Source organism: Gilliamella sp. Gris3-2, from assembly GCF_001690345.1.
GTDB classification, from domain to species: domain Bacteria; phylum Pseudomonadota; class Gammaproteobacteria; order Enterobacterales; family Orbaceae; genus Gilliamella; species Gilliamella bombi.
The window spans coordinates 12974-34903 of the sequence record NZ_LZHB01000075.1 but is presented as its reverse complement, the minus strand read 5'-3'; the positions used below and the strand labels follow the sequence as shown (position 1 = coordinate 34903).

29 protein-coding genes are annotated in these 21930 nt (G+C 36.8%); 22 read left to right on the top strand and 7 right to left on the bottom strand.

Annotated elements, in window-relative coordinates; all coding sequences use genetic code 11:
- Positions 1-10: 10 nt before the first annotated feature.
- The 13 genes from A9G32_RS11345 to A9G32_RS11290 are packed head-to-tail and all read left to right on the top strand — an operon-like array spanning position 11 to position 8120.
- A complete protein-coding gene (locus A9G32_RS11345) occupies positions 11-388 on the top strand; it encodes a DUF4054 domain-containing protein (RefSeq protein ID WP_065590545.1) in 378 nt (125 codons plus the stop codon).
- A complete protein-coding gene (locus A9G32_RS11340) occupies positions 385-852 on the top strand; it encodes a hypothetical protein (RefSeq protein WP_065590544.1) in 468 nt (155 codons plus the stop codon). Before A9G32_RS11345 ends, A9G32_RS11340 begins: the two co-directional genes overlap by 4 nt.
- Positions 842-1168 carry a hypothetical protein gene (locus A9G32_RS11335; RefSeq protein WP_065590543.1) on the top strand — a complete coding sequence of 109 codons (327 nt, stop codon included), beginning with the start codon at positions 842-844 and terminating at the stop codon, positions 1166-1168. The genes A9G32_RS11340 and A9G32_RS11335 overlap by 11 nt, the downstream gene beginning before the upstream one ends.
- Positions 1140-1586, top strand: coding sequence for a phage neck terminator protein (locus A9G32_RS11330; protein WP_176701347.1), 447 nt, complete (start codon positions 1140-1142; stop codon positions 1584-1586). Before A9G32_RS11335 ends, A9G32_RS11330 begins: the two co-directional genes overlap by 29 nt.
- Positions 1587-1588: 2 nt before the next feature.
- Positions 1589-3100 (top strand): DUF3383 domain-containing protein, encoded by a 1512-nt coding sequence (locus tag A9G32_RS11325; protein ID WP_065590541.1) that lies wholly within the window; start codon positions 1589-1591, stop codon positions 3098-3100.
- 8 nt (positions 3101-3108) lie between these two features.
- Complete coding sequence (locus A9G32_RS11320; protein ID WP_065590540.1) at positions 3109-3540, top strand: phage protein; 432 nt, start codon at positions 3109-3111, stop codon at positions 3538-3540.
- Positions 3540-3956, top strand: a complete 417-nt coding sequence (locus A9G32_RS11315; RefSeq protein WP_065590539.1) for a phage tail assembly chaperone — start codon at positions 3540-3542, stop codon at positions 3954-3956. The genes A9G32_RS11320 and A9G32_RS11315 overlap by 1 nt, the downstream gene beginning before the upstream one ends.
- Before the next feature lie 8 nt (positions 3957-3964).
- The gene (locus tag A9G32_RS13105; RefSeq protein ID WP_176701346.1) at positions 3965-4108 is read left to right on the top strand and encodes a hypothetical protein; all 144 of its coding nucleotides are present in this window, start codon (positions 3965-3967) and stop codon (positions 4106-4108) included.
- Positions 4108-5895 (top strand): hypothetical protein, encoded by a 1788-nt coding sequence (locus A9G32_RS11310; protein ID WP_065639604.1) that lies wholly within the window; start codon positions 4108-4110, stop codon positions 5893-5895. The genes A9G32_RS13105 and A9G32_RS11310 overlap by 1 nt, the downstream gene beginning before the upstream one ends.
- Complete coding sequence (locus A9G32_RS11305; protein WP_065590537.1) at positions 5895-6626, top strand: phage baseplate protein; 732 nt, start codon at positions 5895-5897, stop codon at positions 6624-6626. Before A9G32_RS11310 ends, A9G32_RS11305 begins: the two co-directional genes overlap by 1 nt.
- A 1-nt stretch (position 6627) precedes the next feature.
- Entirely contained in the window at positions 6628-6969 is a 342-nt protein-coding gene (locus tag A9G32_RS11300) for a phage baseplate plug family protein (protein ID WP_065590536.1), read from the top strand.
- Positions 6938-7762, top strand: a complete 825-nt coding sequence (locus tag A9G32_RS11295) for a phage protein (RefSeq protein ID WP_065590535.1) — start codon at positions 6938-6940, stop codon at positions 7760-7762. The genes A9G32_RS11300 and A9G32_RS11295 overlap by 32 nt, the downstream gene beginning before the upstream one ends.
- A 37-nt stretch (positions 7763-7799) precedes the next feature.
- Complete coding sequence (locus A9G32_RS11290) at positions 7800-8120, top strand: SHOCT domain-containing protein (protein WP_065590534.1); 321 nt, start codon at positions 7800-7802, stop codon at positions 8118-8120.
- Between the two features lie 118 nt (positions 8121-8238).
- Here the strand turns inward: A9G32_RS11290 and A9G32_RS11285 are convergent, their stop codons facing one another.
- Positions 8239-8685: a type II toxin-antitoxin system HicB family antitoxin gene (locus tag A9G32_RS11285; protein ID WP_065590533.1), complete on the bottom strand. Its 447-nt coding sequence runs from the start codon at positions 8683-8685 to the stop codon at positions 8239-8241.
- 22 nt (positions 8686-8707) lie between these two features.
- A complete protein-coding gene (locus tag A9G32_RS11280) occupies positions 8708-8890 on the bottom strand; it encodes a type II toxin-antitoxin system HicA family toxin (RefSeq protein WP_065560046.1) in 183 nt (60 codons plus the stop codon).
- Between the two features lie 72 nt (positions 8891-8962).
- Here A9G32_RS11280 and A9G32_RS11275 point away from each other — a divergent pair, with 72 nt between their 5' ends.
- Genes A9G32_RS11275 through A9G32_RS11250 form a run of 6 tightly spaced genes read left to right on the top strand, consistent with a single transcriptional unit; the run spans position 8963 to position 13491 of the window.
- Positions 8963-9613 (top strand): Gp138 family membrane-puncturing spike protein, encoded by a 651-nt coding sequence (locus A9G32_RS11275; RefSeq protein ID WP_065590532.1) that lies wholly within the window; start codon positions 8963-8965, stop codon positions 9611-9613.
- Positions 9610-9975 carry a hypothetical protein gene (locus A9G32_RS11270; protein WP_065590531.1) on the top strand — a complete coding sequence of 122 codons (366 nt, stop codon included), beginning with the start codon at positions 9610-9612 and terminating at the stop codon, positions 9973-9975. Before A9G32_RS11275 ends, A9G32_RS11270 begins: the two co-directional genes overlap by 4 nt.
- Positions 9956-11077 carry a baseplate J/gp47 family protein gene (locus A9G32_RS11265; protein ID WP_065590530.1) on the top strand — a complete coding sequence of 374 codons (1122 nt, stop codon included), beginning with the start codon at positions 9956-9958 and terminating at the stop codon, positions 11075-11077. The genes A9G32_RS11270 and A9G32_RS11265 overlap by 20 nt, the downstream gene beginning before the upstream one ends.
- Positions 11070-11714, top strand: coding sequence for a DUF2612 domain-containing protein (locus A9G32_RS11260; RefSeq protein WP_065590529.1), 645 nt, complete (start codon positions 11070-11072; stop codon positions 11712-11714). Before A9G32_RS11265 ends, A9G32_RS11260 begins: the two co-directional genes overlap by 8 nt.
- A gap of 10 nt (positions 11715-11724) precedes the next feature.
- On the top strand, positions 11725-12864 hold the full coding sequence (locus tag A9G32_RS13730; protein WP_081296840.1) for a phage tail protein: 1140 nt from the start codon (positions 11725-11727) through the stop codon (positions 12862-12864).
- An 18-nt stretch (positions 12865-12882) separates the two neighbouring features.
- Positions 12883-13491, top strand: coding sequence for a tail fiber assembly protein (locus A9G32_RS11250; protein ID WP_065590528.1), 609 nt, complete (start codon positions 12883-12885; stop codon positions 13489-13491).
- A gap of 11 nt (positions 13492-13502) precedes the next feature.
- Here the strand turns inward: A9G32_RS11250 and A9G32_RS12870 are convergent, their stop codons facing one another.
- On the bottom strand, positions 13503-13718 hold the full coding sequence (locus tag A9G32_RS12870) for a hypothetical protein (RefSeq protein ID WP_141672906.1): 216 nt from the start codon (positions 13716-13718) through the stop codon (positions 13503-13505).
- 345 nt (positions 13719-14063) lie between these two features.
- Between A9G32_RS12870 and A9G32_RS11245 the strand changes: the two genes are divergently transcribed.
- Both A9G32_RS11245 and trhP read left to right on the top strand, forming a co-directional pair.
- A complete protein-coding gene (locus A9G32_RS11245; protein WP_065574966.1) occupies positions 14064-14255 on the top strand; it encodes a thermostable hemolysin delta-VPH in 192 nt (63 codons plus the stop codon).
- A 174-nt stretch (positions 14256-14429) separates the two neighbouring features.
- On the top strand, positions 14430-15773 hold the full coding sequence (gene trhP / locus A9G32_RS11240; protein ID WP_065590527.1) for a prephenate-dependent tRNA uridine(34) hydroxylase TrhP: 1344 nt from the start codon (positions 14430-14432) through the stop codon (positions 15771-15773).
- A 59-nt stretch (positions 15774-15832) separates the two neighbouring features.
- On the opposite strand, the gene proA is transcribed toward trhP, so the two are convergent.
- The 4 genes from proA to gpt form a co-directional block, all read right to left on the bottom strand.
- Positions 15833-17086 carry a glutamate-5-semialdehyde dehydrogenase gene (proA, locus tag A9G32_RS11235; RefSeq protein ID WP_065590526.1) on the bottom strand — a complete coding sequence of 418 codons (1254 nt, stop codon included), beginning with the start codon at positions 17084-17086 and terminating at the stop codon, positions 15833-15835.
- A 170-nt stretch (positions 17087-17256) separates the two neighbouring features.
- Entirely contained in the window at positions 17257-18366 is a 1110-nt protein-coding gene (gene proB, locus A9G32_RS11230) for a glutamate 5-kinase (RefSeq protein WP_065590525.1), read from the bottom strand.
- 22 nt (positions 18367-18388) lie between these two features.
- The gene (locus A9G32_RS11225; protein ID WP_065590524.1) at positions 18389-19645 is read right to left on the bottom strand and encodes an alpha/beta hydrolase; all 1257 of its coding nucleotides are present in this window, start codon (positions 19643-19645) and stop codon (positions 18389-18391) included.
- Positions 19646-19668: 23 nt separating this feature from the next.
- Positions 19669-20205, bottom strand: a complete 537-nt coding sequence (gene gpt, locus A9G32_RS11220) for a xanthine phosphoribosyltransferase (RefSeq protein ID WP_081296839.1) — start codon at positions 20203-20205, stop codon at positions 19669-19671.
- A 146-nt stretch (positions 20206-20351) separates the two neighbouring features.
- Here gpt and A9G32_RS11215 point away from each other — a divergent pair, with 146 nt between their 5' ends.
- Complete coding sequence (locus A9G32_RS11215) at positions 20352-21815, top strand: aminoacyl-histidine dipeptidase (protein WP_065590523.1); 1464 nt, start codon at positions 20352-20354, stop codon at positions 21813-21815.
- The last annotated feature ends 115 nt before the right edge of the window (positions 21816-21930 follow it).

Here is a 21930-nt window from a genome sequence, read left to right as displayed (position 1 = left end):
AGGGGTATTTATGAACTTTCGTGATGAATACCCCGAATTTTCAAAAGTCGATGACGGCACAATCAAGCATTTCTTAGAAAGCAGTGCGCTAGTTGTGAGTGAAAAAGTATGGGGTAAGCTGTATAACCTTGGCTTATTTGCTTACACGGCGCACCGATTAGCTATCAAAGGCTTTTTAAATCGGGATTTAGACGATAACGTTATTTTTAACAATGGCGAAAACTTTAAATCAGTATCGAGCAAATCAGCAGGCGGTTTATCAATCGGCTACACATCACAAAACACATCATCGGGCAACCCAAGTGACTACGATTTAACCTCCACTTCTTACGGTCAAGAGTATCTACGCTTACGCCGTTTAATAACTCCGATTGGGGTTATTGGATGAGTGAACTAGAAATCGTAAAACGACTAAAAGAAGTAATGAAGCGAGCTGAACAACTAAATCGTATTCAATTAGTTGTCGGTATTCCGAGCGATGAAAATTCACGAAAAGAATCGACTGGCATAACTAATGCCGAACTTGGTGTTATTCATGAATTCGGAGCACCTGAAAAAGGTATTCCAGAACGTTCTTTTATGCGGTCCACAGCGTCAGAAGAAGCTGAAAACTTGGGGCAACTTGGTAATGCTCGTATTGCCGAATTTTTGAAAGGTCAAAAATCTGCGCATGATGCTTTTGCTGATGTTGGTGCTTATTTGCAAGGTAAAATCGTTGAGAAAATAACTGATGGCGATTTTGTGGCAAATAAAGAAGAAACAGCAAAGCGCAAGAAATCAAGCAAGCCTCTTATCGATACTGGACAATTACGAGCGTCGATAACTTATGAGATAAGAGAAAATGAATCGTGAATTAATATCGCAATTTTTAAGCGATCCGTTTTTTGCTACTAAAGTTAATTTTGAATCGCTTGGTAGTATTACCTGCATTGTTCAACCTGCTAGTAATGATGATTTGCAAATACTGCCCGAGGGAGACAGATACAATCCAACCGTTAGAGTATTTTCTCGTGAAAAGCTAACGAATGGCGTGCTATTTCATCATCACGGTATGAGATTTAAAGTTATTTCGGAAGCAATATGGAGTGATTATGGCTATTACGACTGTCTCGCGACTAGATATGACGGCTCTCAGGCGCATGATAGCGGAGGTTTTGACGTTACCTGAGGAGTTAGTTTTTGATGCTAACAATATGCAGGACGTTTCAAAACTGGATAAATTTATCACTGTACTAAATGCGTATCAGTCAGACATTGGGACCGAAATTAAATTTAACGGTACTGATGAAGAAGAAATAGCGTCAACACTTAGAGAGGTTACTATCTCAATCAATGCATACGGTAAGAATGCGTACGATATGCTGTGTAAACTCACTGAATCAATGCGATTAACAACAGTTTGGCAAAGGCTAAGGCGTTTAGGTATGGGGTATCTCAAATGCTCACAAATTCGAAGTCTACCGACAACTATCGCAGGCGGTAAAGAACAGCGTGCGCAGGTCGATCTTACATTTTCAATTAATCCGATCGTCAAGGCTCAATTGAGGCGTGGCGATACAGTTAAATTAAACATAAAAAGAGGGTAATAATGAGTTTACCAATTAGTCAAGTGGTGGATGTAACTCTACCGCAATCTCCACGTGGCGCACAAAAGCGTGATTTAAGCGTAGTTGCTATTTTCACTGATGAAATGTGCGACGAATTTACAAATCCAGACACTCGCTACGTCGTTGTTTCAGATGTTAACAGTGTAGCGTCTTTATTTGGCACTAATTCAGATGCGTATCGTGCGGCTTCCGCATTATTTTCAGCACGACCAAAACCAAAAACAGCATTAATTGCTAGATATATGAAAGAAAATTTCACATCATCAGCGATTAGTTCAAAAATAAACGGTTCAGCGTTAGCGGTTTCATATATTCAATTTAAAAATATCACAGACGGCTATCTGTCATTCTATTTCGGTGATGCAAAAATCGATGTTAAAGAGCTAGATTTTTCTACTGTTTCAAGCATGCAAGATGTGGCAAATGTCGTTAATGCAAAACTAAATGACATTGGTGTCAAATTCATTTATGACGCTGTCGGCAGTCGATTTATCTTATCAGCAAATACCGAGGGTAAAGGTGCTAATTTTGGTTATGTATTTGATGCGCAATTAGATGGTACATATGTCGGTAATATGACTAATCTAATCGACGGCAGAGGTACGCTAATTAACGGTGAAGATGCGATCACTTACAACAAAGAAACACCTGCGGAAGCACTTAGCAAGTTACAAAACCAATACCAGAACTGGTACGGCGTTTATTTTGCTAACACAATTACTGATGCTGAATTAGTTGAAGCCCACGACTGGGTGGTAGCTCAGGGCGTCGAAAATGCTAAAGTCATGGCGTACACAGAAACCCGACCTGCTAACATTGAATATACTGATAACAACGTGCTTAAAACGCTATCAAAACGTAATAGCGGTCGTTTAATGGTTCAGTATAACAACAAAGGCAATACACATGCTGCCGCTGAATTAATCGGTATTGCTTTGACAACGGTTTGGACAGGTGTAAACACGGCTAAAACTGTAAAATTCAAGCAAGAAGTTAGTGTCACTTCAGACGATAAAATCACAATCAACGAAGCCACAAAATGCAGACGTTTGGGTATTAATTTTTATACAGATTATGCAGGTGTAAACATGCTAGCAGAAGGTGTTATGCTTGGTGGTACGTTTATTGATGAAACGACAGGCTTAGATGCTTTCATTAATGCAGTGCAGGTTCAAGCATTTAATACTCTACAAGGTCAACCGACAAAAATTCCACAAACCGATCGAGGTCAGCAAATTTTAATCAGTTCAATCAAGGTGGTTGGTGAACAATTTATCAATAACGGATTCTTAGGGCTAGGCAAATGGACACTGGGCGACCTAGGCGAGTTATCTTACGGCGACCAAATCAATGGCTATTATTTCTATTCTGATTCGTTCGATATGCAAGATACAGCGGATAGAGAAGCTCGTAAGATGATGCCAATCAATTGCGCTCTTAAGCTTGCTGGCGCAGGTCATAGTGTCGATATTATTGTTCAATTCAATCGATAGAGGTTTATATGTCTAAATCATTTTCTTTAGAAGATGCTGTTTTAACAATAGACGGCACTGAAATTACTGGCTACGAGAATGCGCAAGACGCTATCAGCATTGCACCAATCGGCGATGATGGCGATATCACATACGGCATTAACGGCAAGGGTGTTTTTGTTCACTCATGTAATCGTGGCGCAACTGTTACTATTAAAACGTTACAGCATTCTGAAACTAACCAAAAATTAAATCAGTTACGTAATGCTCAAATTAATAACCCAACAACAGCGACGGGTAAATTAATCACATACAAAGACTTACGTAATGGTGATGAGTTTTTACTCACGGGTTGCTGGTTTACAACGCCACCAACGCACGCACGGGGAACGTCACACAACGGCGTAACATGGACATTTAAAGCAACTAAAGCAGAATTTGATATTAAGGGCGGTTTATAATGCAAAGCACAGATTTTACTATTGATGATGTAGTTTATACATTCACGCAAGCAGATTTTTTCAAGTCAAATAAATATCTAAAAAAATTAACAGCTCTACTTCAGGGCTGTTTTTCATTTAATGGAAACAAATCAGGTGTTGACATTGGTCAACTAGCATCAAATATTGGCTCTGAACAATTTGCTGAAATAGAAAAATTCATACTTGATTATGTCACTGCGGTAGATGAAAACGGTAAAAAAGTACTGTTTCAAAAACCACAAGAAGCGGGGGAATTTTTTAACACGCATCGAAGCCATTACTATCAAGTTATTATTGAGGGTTTAAAATTCCATTTTTTGGGTTTTTTACCAAGTGGCATATTGTCCAATCTAAGTACGCTCAGCTTGGAGGAGATAGCTCAGAAAGCGATGTAGATTGGTTTGTGTGGGGCGTTATCGTAAATAGATATGCAACGCTCCATGAACTTCGGACTGTTTATTCTCTTGATGATGTTATCGATATGCATAACGTAATAGCTGAAACTAAATTAGCAGAAAAGCAACAACAGCAAAGCGAGGCGCAATAATGTTTTTAGAAGAATTTTTGATAAAAATCGGTGTTGATGCCTCAAAAGCCGGTGAAATAACGAAAGTTGTTAATAATTTACAAGCTGGCGCAAATCAGCTTGCAGATACTGCTAATAGCATACAAGAAGATGCAAACAAAGCTATTCGAGAGACAAAAAAATCAACAGCAGAAGCAGGTAAAGCAGCAAGTCAAACAAAATCGAAATTATTTTCATTGAAGATGATTTTGGTTGCGTTAGCTGCAACCGCTGTATTGTACGGTAAAAAATTGATTGGCGCTTTTAATAACGCAATCGATAAAGCCAAAGAGCTTGCCGCAAAAAAAAGCGCACTGTTCAAAATCTCACAAAAAGAGCTTAAGCAAGCTGAGCTTTATAAACGAGAGATGAGCAAGACGGGGCTAGCACTCGATAGCGTAAAAACTAAGATTGCACTAAATCTTGCACCTGCTTTGACTAATTTAATTGCTGGATTTCGTAACTGGTTAACAGTTAATAAGGAATTGATTGCTGACGGCATTACTAAAGTCATTAAAGCGGTCGGTATGGCAATTCAGGTTGTTGTTAATTTTGTTAAGTTTATCGACAAAATCATATCAGGGACAATCGGCTGGAAAAACGCACTAATTGCGCTAGGTATTGCTTGGGCAGTTCTCAATCGAGCATTTTTATTTAGCCCTCTCGGTATAATTCTTGGGCTACTGACTGCTTTAATGTTGCTGATTGATGATCTCATGGTCTACATGAACGGCGGTAAAAGCCTGTTCGGTGAGTATTGGCAACCATTTATCGATGGCGCTAAAGCCGCTTGGGAATTTGCAAAAACATTTTGGGAATTCATTAAAGCGCTGTGGTCTGGTGATACTCAAAAAGTTAAATCGCTATCAAAAAGCTTGTTTGATTCGATAGTAAGCGGTTTTAAATCAATAATATCTGGAATTAAGTCTCTACTGTCAAAAGCATTCAAGAGCATACTAATGTTTTTCGGTATGTCTGAAAGCGAAGCGAGCAAAACGGTCGATAGAGTCGGTAAGATTTTTAACTTTATTATCGATGTACTAACGCTACCTTTCCGTTCAGCATATAACACTATTTGTCAAATAATGGACTGGTTAGGTGTTGATGCTGGGGATTCTGTTAATGCTATTGGAGAGACGTTTAAAGCGATTATCGAATTATTAGTTGCTCCGTTTAAAGCTGCTTGGAAATTTATCAATGATTTGTTTGACATCTGGGAAGATGACACTACCACTACTACAGAAAAACTAGGCGAAACACTTTGGGCTATTTTCGATTTTGTTATATCCCCGTTTGAAGCCGCTTGGAATTTAGTAAAAGGCTTATTTAAAGCGTGGGTCGGAGATGTTGGAGATACAACCAAGAAATTTGCTGAAACGTTTTTAAAAGTGCATGAGTCAATTACTGCGCCATTCAAAAAAGCGATGGATTGGATAAAAGATAAATTTTATGGATTTATTGATTCAGTTAAAAGCAAAGTTAAGGGGGCGTTGTCGTGGATCGGGCTAGGCGGTGACGATGATGAGATAGAAGTCACAGCTAAGCGATTAACTAACACAAACATACAAGCAAAGCTCAGTACTGACGGAGCTAAAGCAGGAAGTCTTATGCCATCAAACAAAAACATCAATAATAACAATGCGGTAACTATCAATAACACGATGAACGTTACAACACCTCAAGAGGGTTTTGATAATGTTTATAACATTGTCGATAACACAGCAAGACGTATAAACGATAATACACAAACAGCCCTGGGGTCTAACTAATGTTTCAATCTATATTAAATAAATCATCAAAAGATAGCGGTTTGATAATTACCGAGAACACGGTATTTAGTCTTGATATTAATACCGTTGAGCAACACGCGTCAAAGTTAAGGGTAACGGAAAATCCGATCGAAAATGGGGCTAATATTGCTGACCATGCGGTATTAGACCCGAAAGAAGTGACAGTGTACGGCTTGGTTGTTGGGTACGAAACTAATACATTTTCATTTGATAACTTGGTCGGTTTTAATTTTTCAGATTATCCGCTACCGATGCCGGTTAAAACCATAACGGCACAGGCAGAAAACATGGTAAATCGTTTTGCATCACACTTTAAAACAGGAACTAAAGTTACAAATCAAGTTGTAGCTGATTTTTTACTTGATTATCAATCTCCGTTTTTAAACAGCTCATCATCCGATCGCATCTCTGATGCTCATGAAAAACTGTTAGCAATACAGCGAAGCGGTGAGCCTGTAACACTACAGACTAACACACGGCAATATAAAAACATGATACTTACGTCTGTTGGTCTTACTCAAAAACAAAACACTAGCGGAGAGTTTGTATTAACATTTCGTGAAATTTTCATAGTTGAAACGCAAATCGCTAGCGGTCTGAGCGTACAAAAACCGAAAACAAGGAATCTTGGTAAAACTCAACCGCAAAAAGTTGATCAAGAGTCAATGGCGAAAGCAGGGGTAAGAGTACTTACCGGGGGGGAATGGTAAAATGTACATCATACAAACAACAAGCGATGATGTGTTAGAGCAATCATTTTCATTATACGATATGAACTTGCGATTAACATTAAAATATAACGCAATATCAACTGGGTATCAATTTGATTTATTTGATATTGATGAAGATGAATATATCACGAAAAACAAAGGTTTGTCTGTCGGTAGTCCGTCATTAATTGAGTTTAATTTGCCGTTTGTATTGGTTTTAGATGACAAGTCAGGGCTTGGAATTAATGCTATATCTAAAGACGATCTTAATAATCGTATGCAATTACTAATAATGACCAAGGAAGAATATCGTGAGGCAATTTGGGCGAGTTCTAGAACTTAAAATTGGTAACCGTAAAGAAAGCATTGTTATCAATAATTTACGTGTCGCTTTTTCGATTAAAAAAACGTTAACTTCTGAGCCCAATGCGGGAGAAATATCAGTCTACAATCTTAATGATTCAAGCCGCAATCTTATTACTAGTAAGCAGTATAATTTTTTAGAGCTATCAGTCTGCTATAAAGAGGATGTTTTGCGGTTGATATTTTGTGGTGACATTTTGACCGTGGAAAACAAGCAAATTGGGCAGGATATCATCACAACAATGCGTTGTGGTGATGGTCACCGAGCTTATACCGAAAAAACTATTATTAAAACAATGCAAAAAGGGCAAAAAGACAGCGACTTTTTAAACGAAGCGGTAAGCAGTTTTGGTGTTCAAAAAGGAGCTATTAATTTGCCAAATGATAGAGCGTTGCTACGTGGTAAAGTGCTCATGTGCGATACACGCGAAGCCATGCATAAAATCGCTATTAACAATAATGCGGACTGGTCTATACAAGATGATCAGCTAGTTGTTATCCCCAAAAATAAAGCCCTTGCTAATAACGAGGGTTGGGTAATTTCTAGAAATACGGGAATGATTGGAAGTCCTAAAACAACTAATGACGGGTTAGAAATTACAACACTATGCAATCCGCATTATAGAATAGGTTCGCTTGTTCGTGTTGAGTCAAAGATTGCGGAGTATAACGGCGATTATAAAGTTAAATCGATTGAACATAATGGCGATTTGTACGGTGCTAACTGGTATAGCAAATTGGTTTGCGTGGGTGGCAAATTTGAAAAGGTTTGATATAATGCTTGACTTTTAAGCATGCTGGGAAGTTTAGATGACGATGAAATATTGCACTTTGTGCCAAAGAAATGTAATACCAAAAAGGAAAATTGGAATAGGAACGCTTATTGGTATTATCTTCACGGGTTTTATTTGGGTTTTATTTATTCCTTTTTACAAAAAAAGATGCCCTCTGTGTCACGGAGATAGACTGGTTAAACCTGAGAAGGTTTTGCAAAATTCAAATAATCATCAAGCAATTCAGAATCAGAATATATCCGTTTCTGATGAATTGAAAAAATTAAATGATCTAAAAGAAAGCGGTGTTTTATCGCAAGAAGAATTTGAAAAGCAAAAAAGAAAATTACTTAACTAATGATTAGATGCCGAGAGGGCGAGGATGTCTGCATGGTGGAAATCACTATTCAGGAAGACAAAACCCGCTTCGGCGGGTTTTTATTAGCAGTTGTATGGCGCTTAATAAGCAAAAATAATTAACGCACTCTATTTTGTGCCGCCAATTCATTAATAGCGGCTTCTGCCAAAAAATTACTCCGATCTTTATAAAAAGAGTTCGGTGCTTTAACTGCGTTATCTATTCTATCGATAAGAATATCGGGTAATGTGATATTAATTCTTTTTTGTTTACCAACGAATGATGACAAATCAACATCAATAATGACCCACGTATCGCAATGAGCATATTCATCGTTATTTTTATACGAAACATGATCGTTGTGAATATCTTTAACATCATAATCGCCCGATTCGATCATATCTTGAACAGTTAACAAAATAGCTTCTGTCGCCATTGCTGGAATATCGCTTTCTCTGTCTGTGGCAGAATAACAACTATATTTTTCATTACATAATGCAGGCACGACAATGCCGTAAGCTGTATTGCTATCGTTCGGTGTTTCAATGCCAAGAGTAAAAAACATAATACCTCCAAAAGTTGGCGGGCTATAAAAGCCCCGCCGATTTTTTGATTGATCTTACTGTGCCAATCGGTAAATCCGATTTTGGGTGAGGAACTGGAAACGTTTTATTAGTTATTGGTGAGTAAAACATATGATGACTACCTCTAACTCGTTTCAGAATACACCCAGCGTTGGTAAGTTCCTTTATCAGGTCAGTTGATTTCATGTTTACCTCCTAACCTGAAAATTATTATACACACATATACACATAAATCAATAAATTTTTATTAGGTAATTTATGACAGATTCACTATTTGAAGCGGTTGAAAATCAAATAAAGCGTGCTCAATCGAATATATATACTGCGCTACCAGCCAAGGTTATTAGCTTTGATGGTCATACTGTTAGCTGCCAAGCGATGGTTAATCGAGTTGTAGCAAACGGGCAAGAAATAACGATACCACCTTTAGTGGATGTCCCTGCTCAATTTCCTCACGCTGGCGGATTTTGCATTACTGTGCCGATAAAAGAGGGCGACGAGGGTTTGGTAGTCTTTTCTAGCCGTTGTATAGATGGTTGGTTTGCATCGGGTAATGCGTCAAAACCATTGGATAATCGAATTAATGATCTTAGCGATGGCTTTTTTATAGTTGGTTGCAATAGCGTGCCTAATAAGATTCCTGATTTTTATCATGACGGTGTATCAATGCAAACTGATGACGGTTCAACGCATATTAGGCTAACAAACGGAAAAATCTACATAAAAGGCAATATCGAGCACGAGGGCAACACTGAGCAAATCGGTAGCTACAATCAAACAAGTGGAAATACAACAAGCACAGGAGTTATCACTGCCGAAGATGTTAAGACGAATAAAGGTATTGATTTGAATACGCACACGCACACAGATGTAAAAAGTGGTAATGAAAAAACAGGAGCACCGACATGATTGTAAGACAGCTTGATGATAATCACGATTGGACGTTTGGACATGGTTTAGGTAACTATTTAGATAGTTCCGAGGCGATAGCGCAATGCGTAAAAACCAAGTTATTAGCATTAAAAAGGGATTGGTTTTTAAATCGCGAGGACGGTATCGCATGGTTTGATTATCTAACTAAAAACCCGAACACAAAACAGTTAGAAATTGATGTAAAAGCGGAAATTTTTAAAGTGGATGGTGTGATCAACATCGATAGTTTCGATATTTTGTTAGATAGCGATACTCGACAATTTTTAATACAGATTAGTTATACAGATAAATTTAACAAAACTAACGAGGCATCATTCAATGTTACAGATAACAGATAAGGGCGTCGAAATTGATGACTTATACACTATTCAAAATCGATTAGTTAGCGCATTTAAGTCAATTTATGGTGAGAATGTCAACCTTGACAGTGATACGCCAGACGGTCAATTATTGGGTTTATTCTCGCAAGAGCTTGCAAACATTCATCAAGCCGTTTCGTTTATCGTTCAGATGTTGGACCCATACCAAGCAACTGGGCATTGGTTAGAACAGCGAGCGATGTACGCAGGAATAACACGAATTACAGCATCTTATTCTTATATTGATGAAGTGATTTTCACAGGCTTACCAAAAACTACAATACCGAACAATTCTATTTATATAGACAAGAACAAAAATAAATGGGTAACGACAGAATCGATAATATTAAACGATTTGGGTAGTGCTCGCGTTAAATTCAGGTCGTTAGAACTGGGTAATTACACTGTTAACGCACTTGATGAGTTCACGCCAAGCACAATTATCATCGGCGTTGATAAAGTCACAGCAAATACGAAAAGCTACGGCGGAGTTGATGAAGAAACAGATGCGCAATTATTAAAACGTTTCATGCTTTCTCATTCAATTAATAACTATGACGATAGACGAGGCATACAGTCCGCACTAATGAATATAACTGGCGTGACTAAATGTGTTGTATATGAAAATTACACGAATAAAACAGATGAAAAAGGCGTGCCTGCTCACTCATTTAATGCCGTTATTTTGGGTGGTGCTGATGAAAAAATAGCGGAAGTGATCACCAAGAAGAAAATTGGTGGCTGTGGATTATTTGGTCAGATTGAAACGTCTTATCTGTTAGATGATATACCAAGAAGAGTTTACTTTGACAGACCAAAAAAAATTGATGTTAACGTCTCAATGACAATTGGTCGTTATAAATCATTTAACGATATCAATACTGAGCAAATCAAAACTAATTTAAAGAGTTTGGAATTTGAAATTGGCGAGAATGTTTACGCCTCACGCATTATTTCGAGCATTAATTTAGTTGATGGCTTTTATATTAAAGAGCTTACGGTTAATGGCTCAAATATAGCTAATATCGGTTATCGAGAATATGCACAGATAAATAATATCGAGGTGCTGATAGATGAATAGGGAAAATTTCATTATTTGGCAATATCGTACTAAACCCAAGGCATTGGGTACGATTAGAGCTATTTACACAGAAACAGATAACACGTTTAAAAATGTCGTTCAAGTAGCAGATATTCTCAACATTGACGATGCGACTGGCTATGCGTTGGACCTAGTCGGTAAACATGTTGGTGTATCAAGGGTTTTACCAACAGCGATAGCGAAAGAATATTTTGGATGGTTAATGGATGAAGCAGCGTTATCGTTTGGAATTGGCGAATTTTATCGACATGGTGACGCACTGCATGCATCTGTAGTTTTAAATGATAGCGACTATCGTTTTTTTATCAAAGCGAGAATCACTAAAAACTACCAAACTGGTGAAATATCAAACATTGTTAAATCAATTAAATTCATGATCGGCGAGCACGGAAACATCATTGATGCGCAAGATATGACGATGAACGTGTTAGTAAATAGCGATCAGCTTAATTCATTAACGCTATATGCAATAAGCAAAATGGATATTTTAGTACGTCCGATAGGCGTTATGTATCGCTATTTAGTTTTAGTCAATAACAAGCCATTTGGCTTTGCACACGATAAACATTCATACGGATTTAATTCAGGTAAATTTGTAAGACTTCAAGAAATATAGGGATCAATTTATGAACATTCAAGAAAAACCAGATTATTTAATTTTTGCTGAGTCCGCAAAAAAAGGCGAAGTTTCTGATTTTCCAGACGTAAGTCGAGGGTGGGGGATAACTATTGAGCAAACAGGCTCAAAACCTCCTATGGAGTGGATGAACGGCGCATTTAATCGTGTCGATAAAAACATGCTGTATTTATTACAGCAGGGTGTGCCAGAGTGGTGCGAAAGTGTCAAGTATCCAGCTAATGCAATCATTAAATATAACGGTGTTTTATACACATCGATAGTTGAAAATGATAACTCAAATCCCGCTACAAGCACTACAAAATGGAAAAAAACACAAGCAGAAGTTTCGAAAGCAAGCACAACACAAAGCGGTATAGTTAAATTAAGCTCAGAAATTAACAGCGAATCAGAAACCGAAGCAGCAACACCTTTGGCTGTAAAAAAAGCGTACGATTTGGCAACTGAAAATCACAACAACTTATCAAATGTAATTGATAAATTTACATCGAACAATAATGAATCTGTCGTTTTTTCTCCGGATCATAACTATCACATCGTGATGAGAAATGACGGTGTTTGTGGTGTTTATAATCATTTAACAAACAAATTTTCTTGGCTAATTGATAAAAATGGAGGTATTGACGGTTACATTGGTTGTGACCGTATTGTCGGTCTAGATGATTATGTTCGATGGCACTCACTACCTGTGGGCATTCCCCAACCGTGGCCGACATCAACACCGCCAGCCGGCTGGCTTGAATGCAATGGCGCGCCATTTGATGTAAACAAGTTTTCTAAACTCGCATCAGTTTTCCCGTGGGGTCGGTTGCCGGATTTGCGTGGTGAGTTTATTAGAGGTTGGGATAACGGACGAGGTGTTGACTCGGGCAGACAAATACTGAATTGGCAAGAGGATGCAATCAGAAATATTATGGGGGAAATGTCGCCGATTTCAGAAACTTTTGCATCGGAGCCAGTCACTACTGGTGCTTTCAAATATTTCGAAAAACACGCTGGACACACTCCGACATCTGTTGATCGCGGCAGCGTAGGCGGCGTTGTATTTGATGCATCACAAGTTGTACCCATAGCTAATGAAAACAGACCACGTAACATCGCATTTATGTACATAGTTAAAGCAGAATAATTTTAGGAGATTTATATAATGAAATATCAATTACAACCAGAAATTGCAGCTTTAGATAAAAACGGATTAACAGTGAGCGCTGGATATGCGATCATTTATAATTTTGATGCATTAACTGGCGAATACAAAAATGCCAGTTATCAGTATTTACAAGTTGGGGTCGGCGTGCCGGCTAACTCATGCATTGATGCACCGAAAGCGGTTGACGACGAACACTCTATTGTGCGCGTCGGTGATAAATGGACATATCCGAGCGATTGCCGAGGCAAAAAAATCTACTCAATAGAAAATGGGGCAGAATCAACAGTAACGGAAATCGGCGACATTCCGAATGATTACACGCTGTTAAAACCATCAAGCGAATTCGATAACTGGGACGGTGAAAAGTGGGTATTAGATGAAAATAAACAGCATCAGCACTATGTAGCTGTAGCAACAGCACAGAAAAAACAGCTATTAAGCGAAGCTAGCTCACAAATTGATTATCTACAAGATGCAATTGATACTGATATTGCAACAGACGAAGAAAAAGCGTTATACGCGGCATGGAAAAAATACCGTGCTTTACTAAATCGTATTGATGTCGATACTGCGCCAGATATCAAATGGCCGGAAAAACCACAGTAACCACAATAACATCACGTCACACTATCAATCTTCAACTTACAATACTCAACAGCGTCTTCTAACATCACAAAATCCGCGATATCGTATAGTGCTTTCTGCGTTTGATAGAATACATAATTGTGCTCGTCGTCGCTGTTGATAATGTAGCACTCGCCCGATAACTCTATTTCGTAATCTTCTGGCGTCATGCGTATGTAAATTGGTAGTGTGTAGTTTATTGTTATCATGATAAGCGAAAGTGTATTTATTTGGAGTATTTTATATTGATTGTATTTTGATGTGAATTTGTGATGTGAAATTTTGAGAAAATGGTCGCAAAAAGTGTTAGAATATGTGAGAATATAATTGAATAACTTATTGATATTTAACGATGAAAAAATCGATAAAAAGTACTGTATATTCTAAGTTATTTTTGTAACTGATTGATTTATAATAATATATCTTCGGATTGCAAATCCGTCTACCTCGGTTCGACTCCGGGACGCGCCTCCATTTTTTAAATTAATCAATTTTTAGTTTTTTCAGTTACATTTATTTTTCAATTTTATAATCTAACTTTATTAACATTATTTATGAGCTACTTTAATTATCATGCAAAAGCAAAGAAGTTAATCAAAAATGGTAAACTTGTTAGATATGAGTTCGTGGATAATTGGAATGGTATTAAACCTGCATTAGTTTTATATTTTAAAGAGGTTAACCCCATGCCAATTAGAGAATACCGATGGGATGAATATTTACCATTATTGAATAATAAAACCTAACTTATCATACTTAAACAAAGTAAAAAGTGTCGGGAAAAGCAATAACTGAAAGTTTTTCACAGCTTGGAATATAATAAATTTGCCAACAGATAGCCTAAAGCGTAAAATGCCCATCCTATTTTGCTTAACCTATTACTTATAAGTAATACTGACCTGAAATCAGAGGCATTTTTAATGACAAATTTATATGCAAAACCAGAATTACTTTCTCCTGCCGGTTCTTTAAAAAATATGCGTTATGCTTTCGCATATGGTGCAGATGCTGTTTATGCCGGCCAACCGCGATATAGTTTACGAGTTCGTAATAATGAATTTAATCATGAAAATCTAGCAATTGGTATTAACGAAGCACATGCTCAAGGTAAGAAGTTTTATGTAGTTGTGAATATAGCACCACATAACTCGAAGTTAAAAACTTTTATTCGTGATTTAGAACCCATTGTAAATATGAAACCTGATGCTTTTATCATGTCAGATCCAGGTTTAATCATGTTAGTTCGCGAACATTTTCCTGATATGGAAATTCACTTATCTGTACAATCGAATGCTGTTAACTGGGCAACAGTAAAATTTTGGCATCAAATGGGATTAACTCGAGTCGTTTTATCGCGTGAATTATCACTTGATGAAATTGCTGAAATCCGTGAAAAAGTTCCTGAAATGGAGTTAGAAGTGTTTATCCATGGGGCATTGTGTATGGCATATTCTGGGCGCTGCTTGCTTTCGGGCTATATTAATAAGCGTGATTCAAATCAAGGGACATGTACTAATGCTTGCCGTTGGGAATATAAAGTTGCTGAGGGTAAAGAAGACGAAGTGGGGCAAATTGTACATAAATGTGAACCGATCTCGGTAAAACAAGTTGAACCAACATTAGGAATTGGTCAAACTACTAGTAAAGTATTTATGCTTGAAGAATCAGGTCGCCCAGGTGAATATATGCAAGCTTACGAAGATGAGCATGGTACATATATTATGAACTCAAAGGATTTAAGAGCAGTGGAATTAGTAGATGATTTAACAAAAATTGGTGTACATTCGCTCAAGATTGAAGGGAGAACTAAATCTTTTTATTATTGTGCAAGAACAGCACAAGTGTATCGCCAAGCTATTGATGCAGCGAGTGAAGGTAAGCCTTTTGATCCTCGCTTGTTACAAGAGCTTAATGCACTTGCTCATCGAGGGTATACGGAAGGATTTTTACGTCGCCATAAGCATGAAGAAATGCAAAACTACAAACATAGCCATTCTGTTTCGGAAAGGCAACAATTTGTTGGTGAGTTTAGTGGTGAACGATTAAATGGGTTGGCTGAAGTTATCGTAAAAAATAAATTCTCTGTTGGGGATAGCGTTGAAATGATGACGCCGAAAGGCAACAAAACTTTTACGATTGAGCGAATGGAAAACAAAAAAGGACAACCTGTTCCTGCTGGTTTAGGTGATGGTCATATTGTTTATATTCCGATTCCTGAAGAAATCGATTTAAATTATGCATTATTAATGCGTAATTTTGATTAGTTTGGTTAAGCATAAAAACTGTTCGGGATGTCCGAACAGTTATATTAAACAGAATTTTATTATTGACGAATTAAATTGTCTCCATAACCTATCCATTTATAGGTAGTTAAAGCTTCGAGTCCCATTGGTCCGCGTGCATGTAGTTTTTGTGTACTAACTGCTACTTCTGCACCTAATCCAAATTGCCCACCATCAGTAAAACGTGTTGATGCATTGACATAAACTGCAGCTGCATCAACCTGATTTACGAACTGTTCTGCATTAAGCAAGTTACGCGTGAGAATGGATTCCGAATGCCCCGTACCATACTCGCGGATATGCTCTACAGCCAATTCAAGTGAATCAACAATGATCACATTTAAATCTTTTGATAACCATTCTTGCCGTAATTCTTCATTTTTTACTGGTAGGATAGTTGCATTACCTGTTTTTAATATGTCATAACAGTTTTGGTCAGTATGTAATACGACGTTATTATCTGCCATGACCTGACAAAGTTTTGGTAAAAACTGCTCCGCAATATTTCGGTGGACTAGTAACGTTTCAAGCGTATTACAAGTGCTTGGACGCTGAGTTTTGGCATTGACAATAATTGGTAGAGCATTATCAACATCAGCACTTTCATCAACAAAAATGTGACAGACTCCAATACCACCTGTAATGACAGGTATTGTTGAATGTTCACGGCATAATTTATGTAAAGATGCACCACCTCGGGGGATAATCATATCGATATACTTATCGAGTTTAAGTAACTCATGAATATATTTACGATCAGGATTATTAATACATTGAACAGCTGTCTGGGGTAAACCAACTTGTTTTAACGCTTTTTGTATAACAGAAATTGTGGCCATATTAGTATTGATTGTTTCTTTACCCCCGCGAAGTATTGCGGCATTGCCTGTTTTTAAACAAAGAGCTGTAATATCAATTGTTACATTTGGTCGAGCCTCGTAAATCGCACCAATAACGCCAAGTGGTACTCTGTGACGGTGTAACTTTAAACCGTTTTCTAAAGTAGAACCATCAATGATTTGACCAATAGGATCAGTTAATGAAATGATTTTACGGACATCATTGGCAATAGATGATAATCGTTTGGGTGTTAAGAGTAGACGATCTAAAATGGCTTCGTTTAAATTTTGTTTTTTTGCCGCTTGGATGTCCTTTTCATTTGCAATGAGTATACTTGCGCTATGCTGTTCTAATAAATCAGCAATAACCATCAACGTGTTGTTTTTCATTGCGGTAGGACATTGTGCTAGTTGATATGAAGCAAGTTTAGCAGTTTTACCCATTTGCTGTAACATTGTTATCACCACTATTTTATATTACTATTTAGTTGTTTTATATTATTTATTTCTTTTAGTAATGATTGTTTATCATCATCAGTCATATAATTTAAATCTATCTACTGCTAACCAATTAGCAATTATACCTCCAATAGCTAATCCCATGATTATCCTTCCTTGTTTATTATTTATTTTATTATCATATCATCACGATGAACAGCAACGTGACCATATTCATAGCCAATAATTTGACTAATTTCTTGAGAATGATGCCCAGCAATTTGCCTTAAAGCATCACTATTATAACGACTGACACCTCGCGCAATGCGTTTGCCAAATTTGTCGCAAATATCAATAACTTCACCGCGAGAAAAATCTTTCTCTACGCTGATAATTCCTTTAGGTAATAGCGAACTACCATTATTTAAAATCGCATTAACAGCACCATCATCTAATAACACTTTTCCTGCTTTTGGTGCACCAAACAACCAGTGTTTACGATGTTCTAATGGTGTTTTTTGTGGTGAAAAATGTGTTCCAATCGGTTTATTATTGACAATATCAATAATAACATTTGGTTTATTTCCTGCAGCGATAATAACTTCTATACCTGCACTTCCAGCTGCTTCAGCTGCTTGTAATTTTGTGCTCATACCACCCGTGCCAAGCCCTGAAACACTATCACCGGCGATACTTCGCAAATTATCGTCAATATGATCAATTTCATGAATTAACTTGGCATTTTTATCAGCTCTTGGATCGGCTGTATAAAGACCTTCAATATCGGTTAATAAAATCAACTTATCTGCTTCGGCTAAAATGGCAGCTAGTGCTGATAAATTATCATTATCGCCAACTTTAATTTCTGCGGTTGCAACAGCATCATTTTCATTGATGATTGGAACGATATGATTATCTAACATTGCTTTTAAAACGTCTTGGGCATTTAAAAATCTTTCACGATCTTCAAGGTCTGCACGGGTAAGTAACATTTGACCAATATAGATCTTATAGATAGAAAATAGCTGTTCCCAAAGTTGAATAAGCTTACTTTGTCCAACAGAAGCAAGTAATTGCTTTGAAGCAACAGTATTAGGTAGGGTAGGGAAGTTAAGATATTCGCGTCCAGCTGCAATTGCACCAGATGTAACAATGATAATTTTATGTCCATCTTGATGTAGACTCGCGCATTGTCTTATTAACTCAACTATTTGTGCTCGATCAAGTTGTTTTGTTCCACCTGTTAGTACACTGGTGCCTAATTTAACAACCACGGTTTGTTGTTTTTTAATAGTCATAGCATATTCTTATTTTTTCACGTTATATAACAGACTTCATCCAATTTACTGATTGTGTTAATGCCTGATGCAAACTTTTTTGTAACTGTGTTTTAGGTACAGTTATTACTTTATTTTGTTTGATTGAATGAATTAATTTTGCTTCACAAAGATCGCTTAACTTATCATCCTCAAAGATGATATTCATAACAGGTACATGACAAGCATGAGTTAAAAGTCCTTGATTTTTTAGTGAAAAATAATTTAATTCTGCTGCCAATTGTTGGTTGGATATTGAAGGTAATCCCAAACGACTAGCTAACATATCTTTATAACTATTCGGTAGATTTTTTTGCAGATCTTTATCAACAAAAATTTGATGAATAAACGGAGTAAAGTTAAATACGCCTTTTATTTTATTTGGCATCAAATAAGCTAAACGTGTGGCAATATGCGAACCAAATCTAAATCCAGCAACAACAATCCGATGATCATCTATCCATGGAACAGAAGACAACTGCTCTAATATAGCTTGATGAATTTGGCTACTATTTTGTGATAAAGTAAAGTTACGGCTATAACCAACAGTTGGTAGATCAACAGTTAGCATGGCAAATCCATGCGGCGCTAAAAATTCACTAAAATAACGATAATAATCGATCTGCAAATTGCCTAACGCATTACAAATCAACACAACAGGGCAAGTCCCTTCGCATTTTGGTAAATGTAAAATTGTTTTGACACTACGATTATCGACTTTAAATTCCAGTTCTTTTATCAAAAATGGCGAAAATTGAAGAGCTTTTGCATAATACTGATAAGCGCATGTTTGGGCATACATTGCTAGTTGGTCATTTTTAAAATGAGGATAACTAGCAATACTTGCATATATGCTGGCTATGAGATAATAATCGTGTAAATTATTTTTATTTTCATCTATAAGATTTGCTTCATCAATTGATTCAGCTTTAGCTTGCCATACTGCCGCTTGATTTAAAAATTCATAGACCCAGTTGCCAGATTGATAACCAACAACAGTGTCTAGCCGGGTATCATTTGTGTGGCGTCGAGTTGAAGCGGCAATTTTTGATAAAACCGCTTCAGCCTCTAATTTGGGTAATCCACGCCAATGCCACAAAATGGGATTAATAATTCGATACCATCTGGAGTCAACTTCTCCATCTAAGGCGCTAATGCTACTACCATTACTATTATCAATGCGATTGATAAGTGTTGAAGTTTCAGGATAATCAAATTGTGGTTTAAATATCTGTTCAGTTAGATTTTCGGTAGTTGCCATAACAACCTTAACTTCCTTATCAATTATTTATGATCGCTAATAGGTTTAACAAACATAACACCTGTATCCCATGGCTGTTCAATCCAAGTATCTTGTGCAATATCCACAACATAATCATCAACAAGTGGTTTACCAGCAGGTTTTGCAAAAATAGTTACGAAGTGAGCTTTAGGGTACATTTCGCGAATTGTATGAGCAGTGTTACCAGTGTCAACTAAATCATCAACAACAATAAAACCTTCACCATCGCCATTAGCTTGTTTTAATATTAGTTTTTCACGTTGATGATCATGATCATAACTTGAAATACAAACGGTATCGACATAACGAATACTTAATTCGCGCGCTAAAATTGCCGCTGGAACTAATCCACCACGACTAACGGCAATAATACCTTTCCATTGATTTGCAGGTAATAAGCGTTCAGAAAGTTGGCGCCCATAGGATTGCAACATTTCCCAAGTAACATTGAATTTTTTCTTTTCTGCAATAAGTTCTGCTTTATGTTGTTTTTTGGCTTGGATTTCTTCTTCTGTTAATAAAATTTGATCTGTTGACATTGAGTAACCTGCAATTTTAATCGATTGTATGAATAAATAAATATTAATGAACTAAAAATAGATGTAAAATTGCACCTTATTATAATGTGATTCAATAAAAAAAACCACTCATTAATTTATTACATACTTAATATTGAGGTTATATTATGCTTTCTACCTTAACGCCTAAATTTGTTTGGCAGATTTTTAATGATATCTGTAAAATTCCGCACCCATCTCACCATGAACAAATGATAACTAAATATATCGTCGATTTTGCTAAAACTCATGGTATTGATTGCAAACTTGATAAAGTAGGTAATATTTTGTTAAGTAAACCTGCTACCAAAGGTATGGAAGAGTGCCCATCAATTGCATTACAGGCTCATATGGATATGGTGCCACAAAAAAATGAAGGTACTAGTCACGACTTTTTAACTGACCCAATTCAAGCTTATGTTGATGGCGAATGGGTAAAAGCCAAAGGAACGACATTAGGTGCTGATAATGGCGTTGGGTTAGCATCTGCATTAGCTGTTTTAATTGATCCTGCTGTTGAACATGGACCAATTGAAGTATTGATAACAGTATCAGAAGAAACTGGTATGCACGGAGCCTTTGGTTTACAACCTAATTGGCTAAAAAGTCACTATCTAATTAATACTGATTCTGAAGATGAAGGCGAAATATTTACAGGTTGTGCTGGCGGCGTTGACTTTACTACAACCTTTGCTGTTACTTATGCAGTAATGCCAGAAAAGCATGATTGTTATATGAACATTTCACTTAAAGGATTAAAAGGGGGGCATTCAGGTTGTGATATTCATCTTGGTCGTGGAAATGCAATTAAATTGATGGCTCGCTTTTTAGCGCAATATGCACAAGATATCTCGTTTAGATTAGCTGATATAAAAGGTGGTTCACTACGTAATGCGATCCCAAGAGAAGCCTTTATTGAAATTACACTAAATAAACAAGATCTGCCAAAATTAGAAGCCATTGTTAAACAGTATCAAACAATTTTACACAGTGAGTTAGGTCATGTAGAACCTGCTATCGAAATAACGTTATCGAAAGTTGAATCAAACAAAGTAAAACGTGTATTAACTACAGAGCATCAAAATAAAATCATAAGCTGGTTAAATTCAGCGCCTAATGGTGTAGTTAGAATGAGCGATCAACTTCATGGTGTGGTTGAAACATCGCTCAATTTAGGTATTGTTAGTATTGAGGACAATCAACTGAATGTCCATTTTCTTATTCGTTCTCAAGTTGATAGTGCTAAAGATGCGGTTGTATCAACATTGACATCACTTAGCCAATTAGTGGATGCTAATTATGAAATAAGTGGCGGTTATTCAGGTTGGGAACCTAATTTAGATTCACAGCTTTTAAAGCTTGCTAAAGATAAATATCACGAAATTTTTTCTCAGAAAGCCAAAATAATGGTGATTCATGCAGGGCTTGAATGTGGTTTATTTAAACAAAGTTACCCAAATCTGGATATGATATCAATTGGACCAACGATTGTTTCGCCACATTCACCAGATGAAAAAGTTAACATTCAAAGTGTTTATCGTTATTGGGAATTATTGATAGCGATATTAAAATCAGCAACTTTATTAAAATAATCCAACACCTCACCTGCCGATCTTTATCGGCAGGCATTCCGAACAGATTACTCGTGTTTATATTTACTAAAAAACAATTTAATACAACATAATACGTTAGAATATTAGGGTGTCT

Coding starts and splice junctions, on each gene's coding strand:
- A9G32_RS11345 (WP_065590545.1), top strand. CDS start 11: ATGAACTTTCGTGATGAATACCCCGAATTTTCAAAAGTCGATGACGGC.
- A9G32_RS11340 (WP_065590544.1), top strand. CDS start 385: ATGAGTGAACTAGAAATCGTAAAACGACTAAAAGAAGTAATGAAGCGA.
- A9G32_RS11335 (WP_065590543.1), top strand. CDS start 842: ATGAATCGTGAATTAATATCGCAATTTTTAAGCGATCCGTTTTTTGCT.
- A9G32_RS11330 (WP_176701347.1), top strand. CDS start 1,140: ATGATAGCGGAGGTTTTGACGTTACCTGAGGAGTTAGTTTTTGATGCT.
- A9G32_RS11325 (WP_065590541.1), top strand. CDS start 1,589: ATGAGTTTACCAATTAGTCAAGTGGTGGATGTAACTCTACCGCAATCT.
- A9G32_RS11320 (WP_065590540.1), top strand. CDS start 3,109: ATGTCTAAATCATTTTCTTTAGAAGATGCTGTTTTAACAATAGACGGC.
- A9G32_RS11315 (WP_065590539.1), top strand. CDS start 3,540: ATGCAAAGCACAGATTTTACTATTGATGATGTAGTTTATACATTCACG.
- A9G32_RS11310 (WP_065639604.1), top strand. CDS start 4,108: ATGTTTTTAGAAGAATTTTTGATAAAAATCGGTGTTGATGCCTCAAAA.
- A9G32_RS11305 (WP_065590537.1), top strand. CDS start 5,895: ATGTTTCAATCTATATTAAATAAATCATCAAAAGATAGCGGTTTGATA.
- A9G32_RS11300 (WP_065590536.1), top strand. CDS start 6,628: ATGTACATCATACAAACAACAAGCGATGATGTGTTAGAGCAATCATTT.
- A9G32_RS11290 (WP_065590534.1), top strand. CDS start 7,800: ATGACGATGAAATATTGCACTTTGTGCCAAAGAAATGTAATACCAAAA.
- A9G32_RS11285 (WP_065590533.1), bottom strand. CDS start 8,685: ATGTTTTTTACTCTTGGCATTGAAACACCGAACGATAGCAATACAGCT.
- A9G32_RS11280 (WP_065560046.1), bottom strand. CDS start 8,890: ATGAAATCAACTGACCTGATAAAGGAACTTACCAACGCTGGGTGTATT.
- A9G32_RS11275 (WP_065590532.1), top strand. CDS start 8,963: ATGACAGATTCACTATTTGAAGCGGTTGAAAATCAAATAAAGCGTGCT.
- A9G32_RS11270 (WP_065590531.1), top strand. CDS start 9,610: ATGATTGTAAGACAGCTTGATGATAATCACGATTGGACGTTTGGACAT.
- A9G32_RS11265 (WP_065590530.1), top strand. CDS start 9,956: ATGTTACAGATAACAGATAAGGGCGTCGAAATTGATGACTTATACACT.
- A9G32_RS11260 (WP_065590529.1), top strand. CDS start 11,070: ATGAATAGGGAAAATTTCATTATTTGGCAATATCGTACTAAACCCAAG.
- A9G32_RS13730 (WP_081296840.1), top strand. CDS start 11,725: ATGAACATTCAAGAAAAACCAGATTATTTAATTTTTGCTGAGTCCGCA.
- A9G32_RS11250 (WP_065590528.1), top strand. CDS start 12,883: ATGAAATATCAATTACAACCAGAAATTGCAGCTTTAGATAAAAACGGA.
- A9G32_RS12870 (WP_141672906.1), bottom strand. CDS start 13,718: ATGATAACAATAAACTACACACTACCAATTTACATACGCATGACGCCA.
- A9G32_RS11245 (WP_065574966.1), top strand. CDS start 14,064: ATGAGCTACTTTAATTATCATGCAAAAGCAAAGAAGTTAATCAAAAAT.
- trhP (WP_065590527.1), top strand. CDS start 14,430: ATGACAAATTTATATGCAAAACCAGAATTACTTTCTCCTGCCGGTTCT.
- proA (WP_065590526.1), bottom strand. CDS start 17,086: ATGTTACAGCAAATGGGTAAAACTGCTAAACTTGCTTCATATCAACTA.
- proB (WP_065590525.1), bottom strand. CDS start 18,366: ATGACTATTAAAAAACAACAAACCGTGGTTGTTAAATTAGGCACCAGT.
- A9G32_RS11225 (WP_065590524.1), bottom strand. CDS start 19,645: ATGGCAACTACCGAAAATCTAACTGAACAGATATTTAAACCACAATTT.
- gpt (WP_081296839.1), bottom strand. CDS start 20,205: ATGTCAACAGATCAAATTTTATTAACAGAAGAAGAAATCCAAGCCAAA.
- A9G32_RS11215 (WP_065590523.1), top strand. CDS start 20,352: ATGCTTTCTACCTTAACGCCTAAATTTGTTTGGCAGATTTTTAATGAT.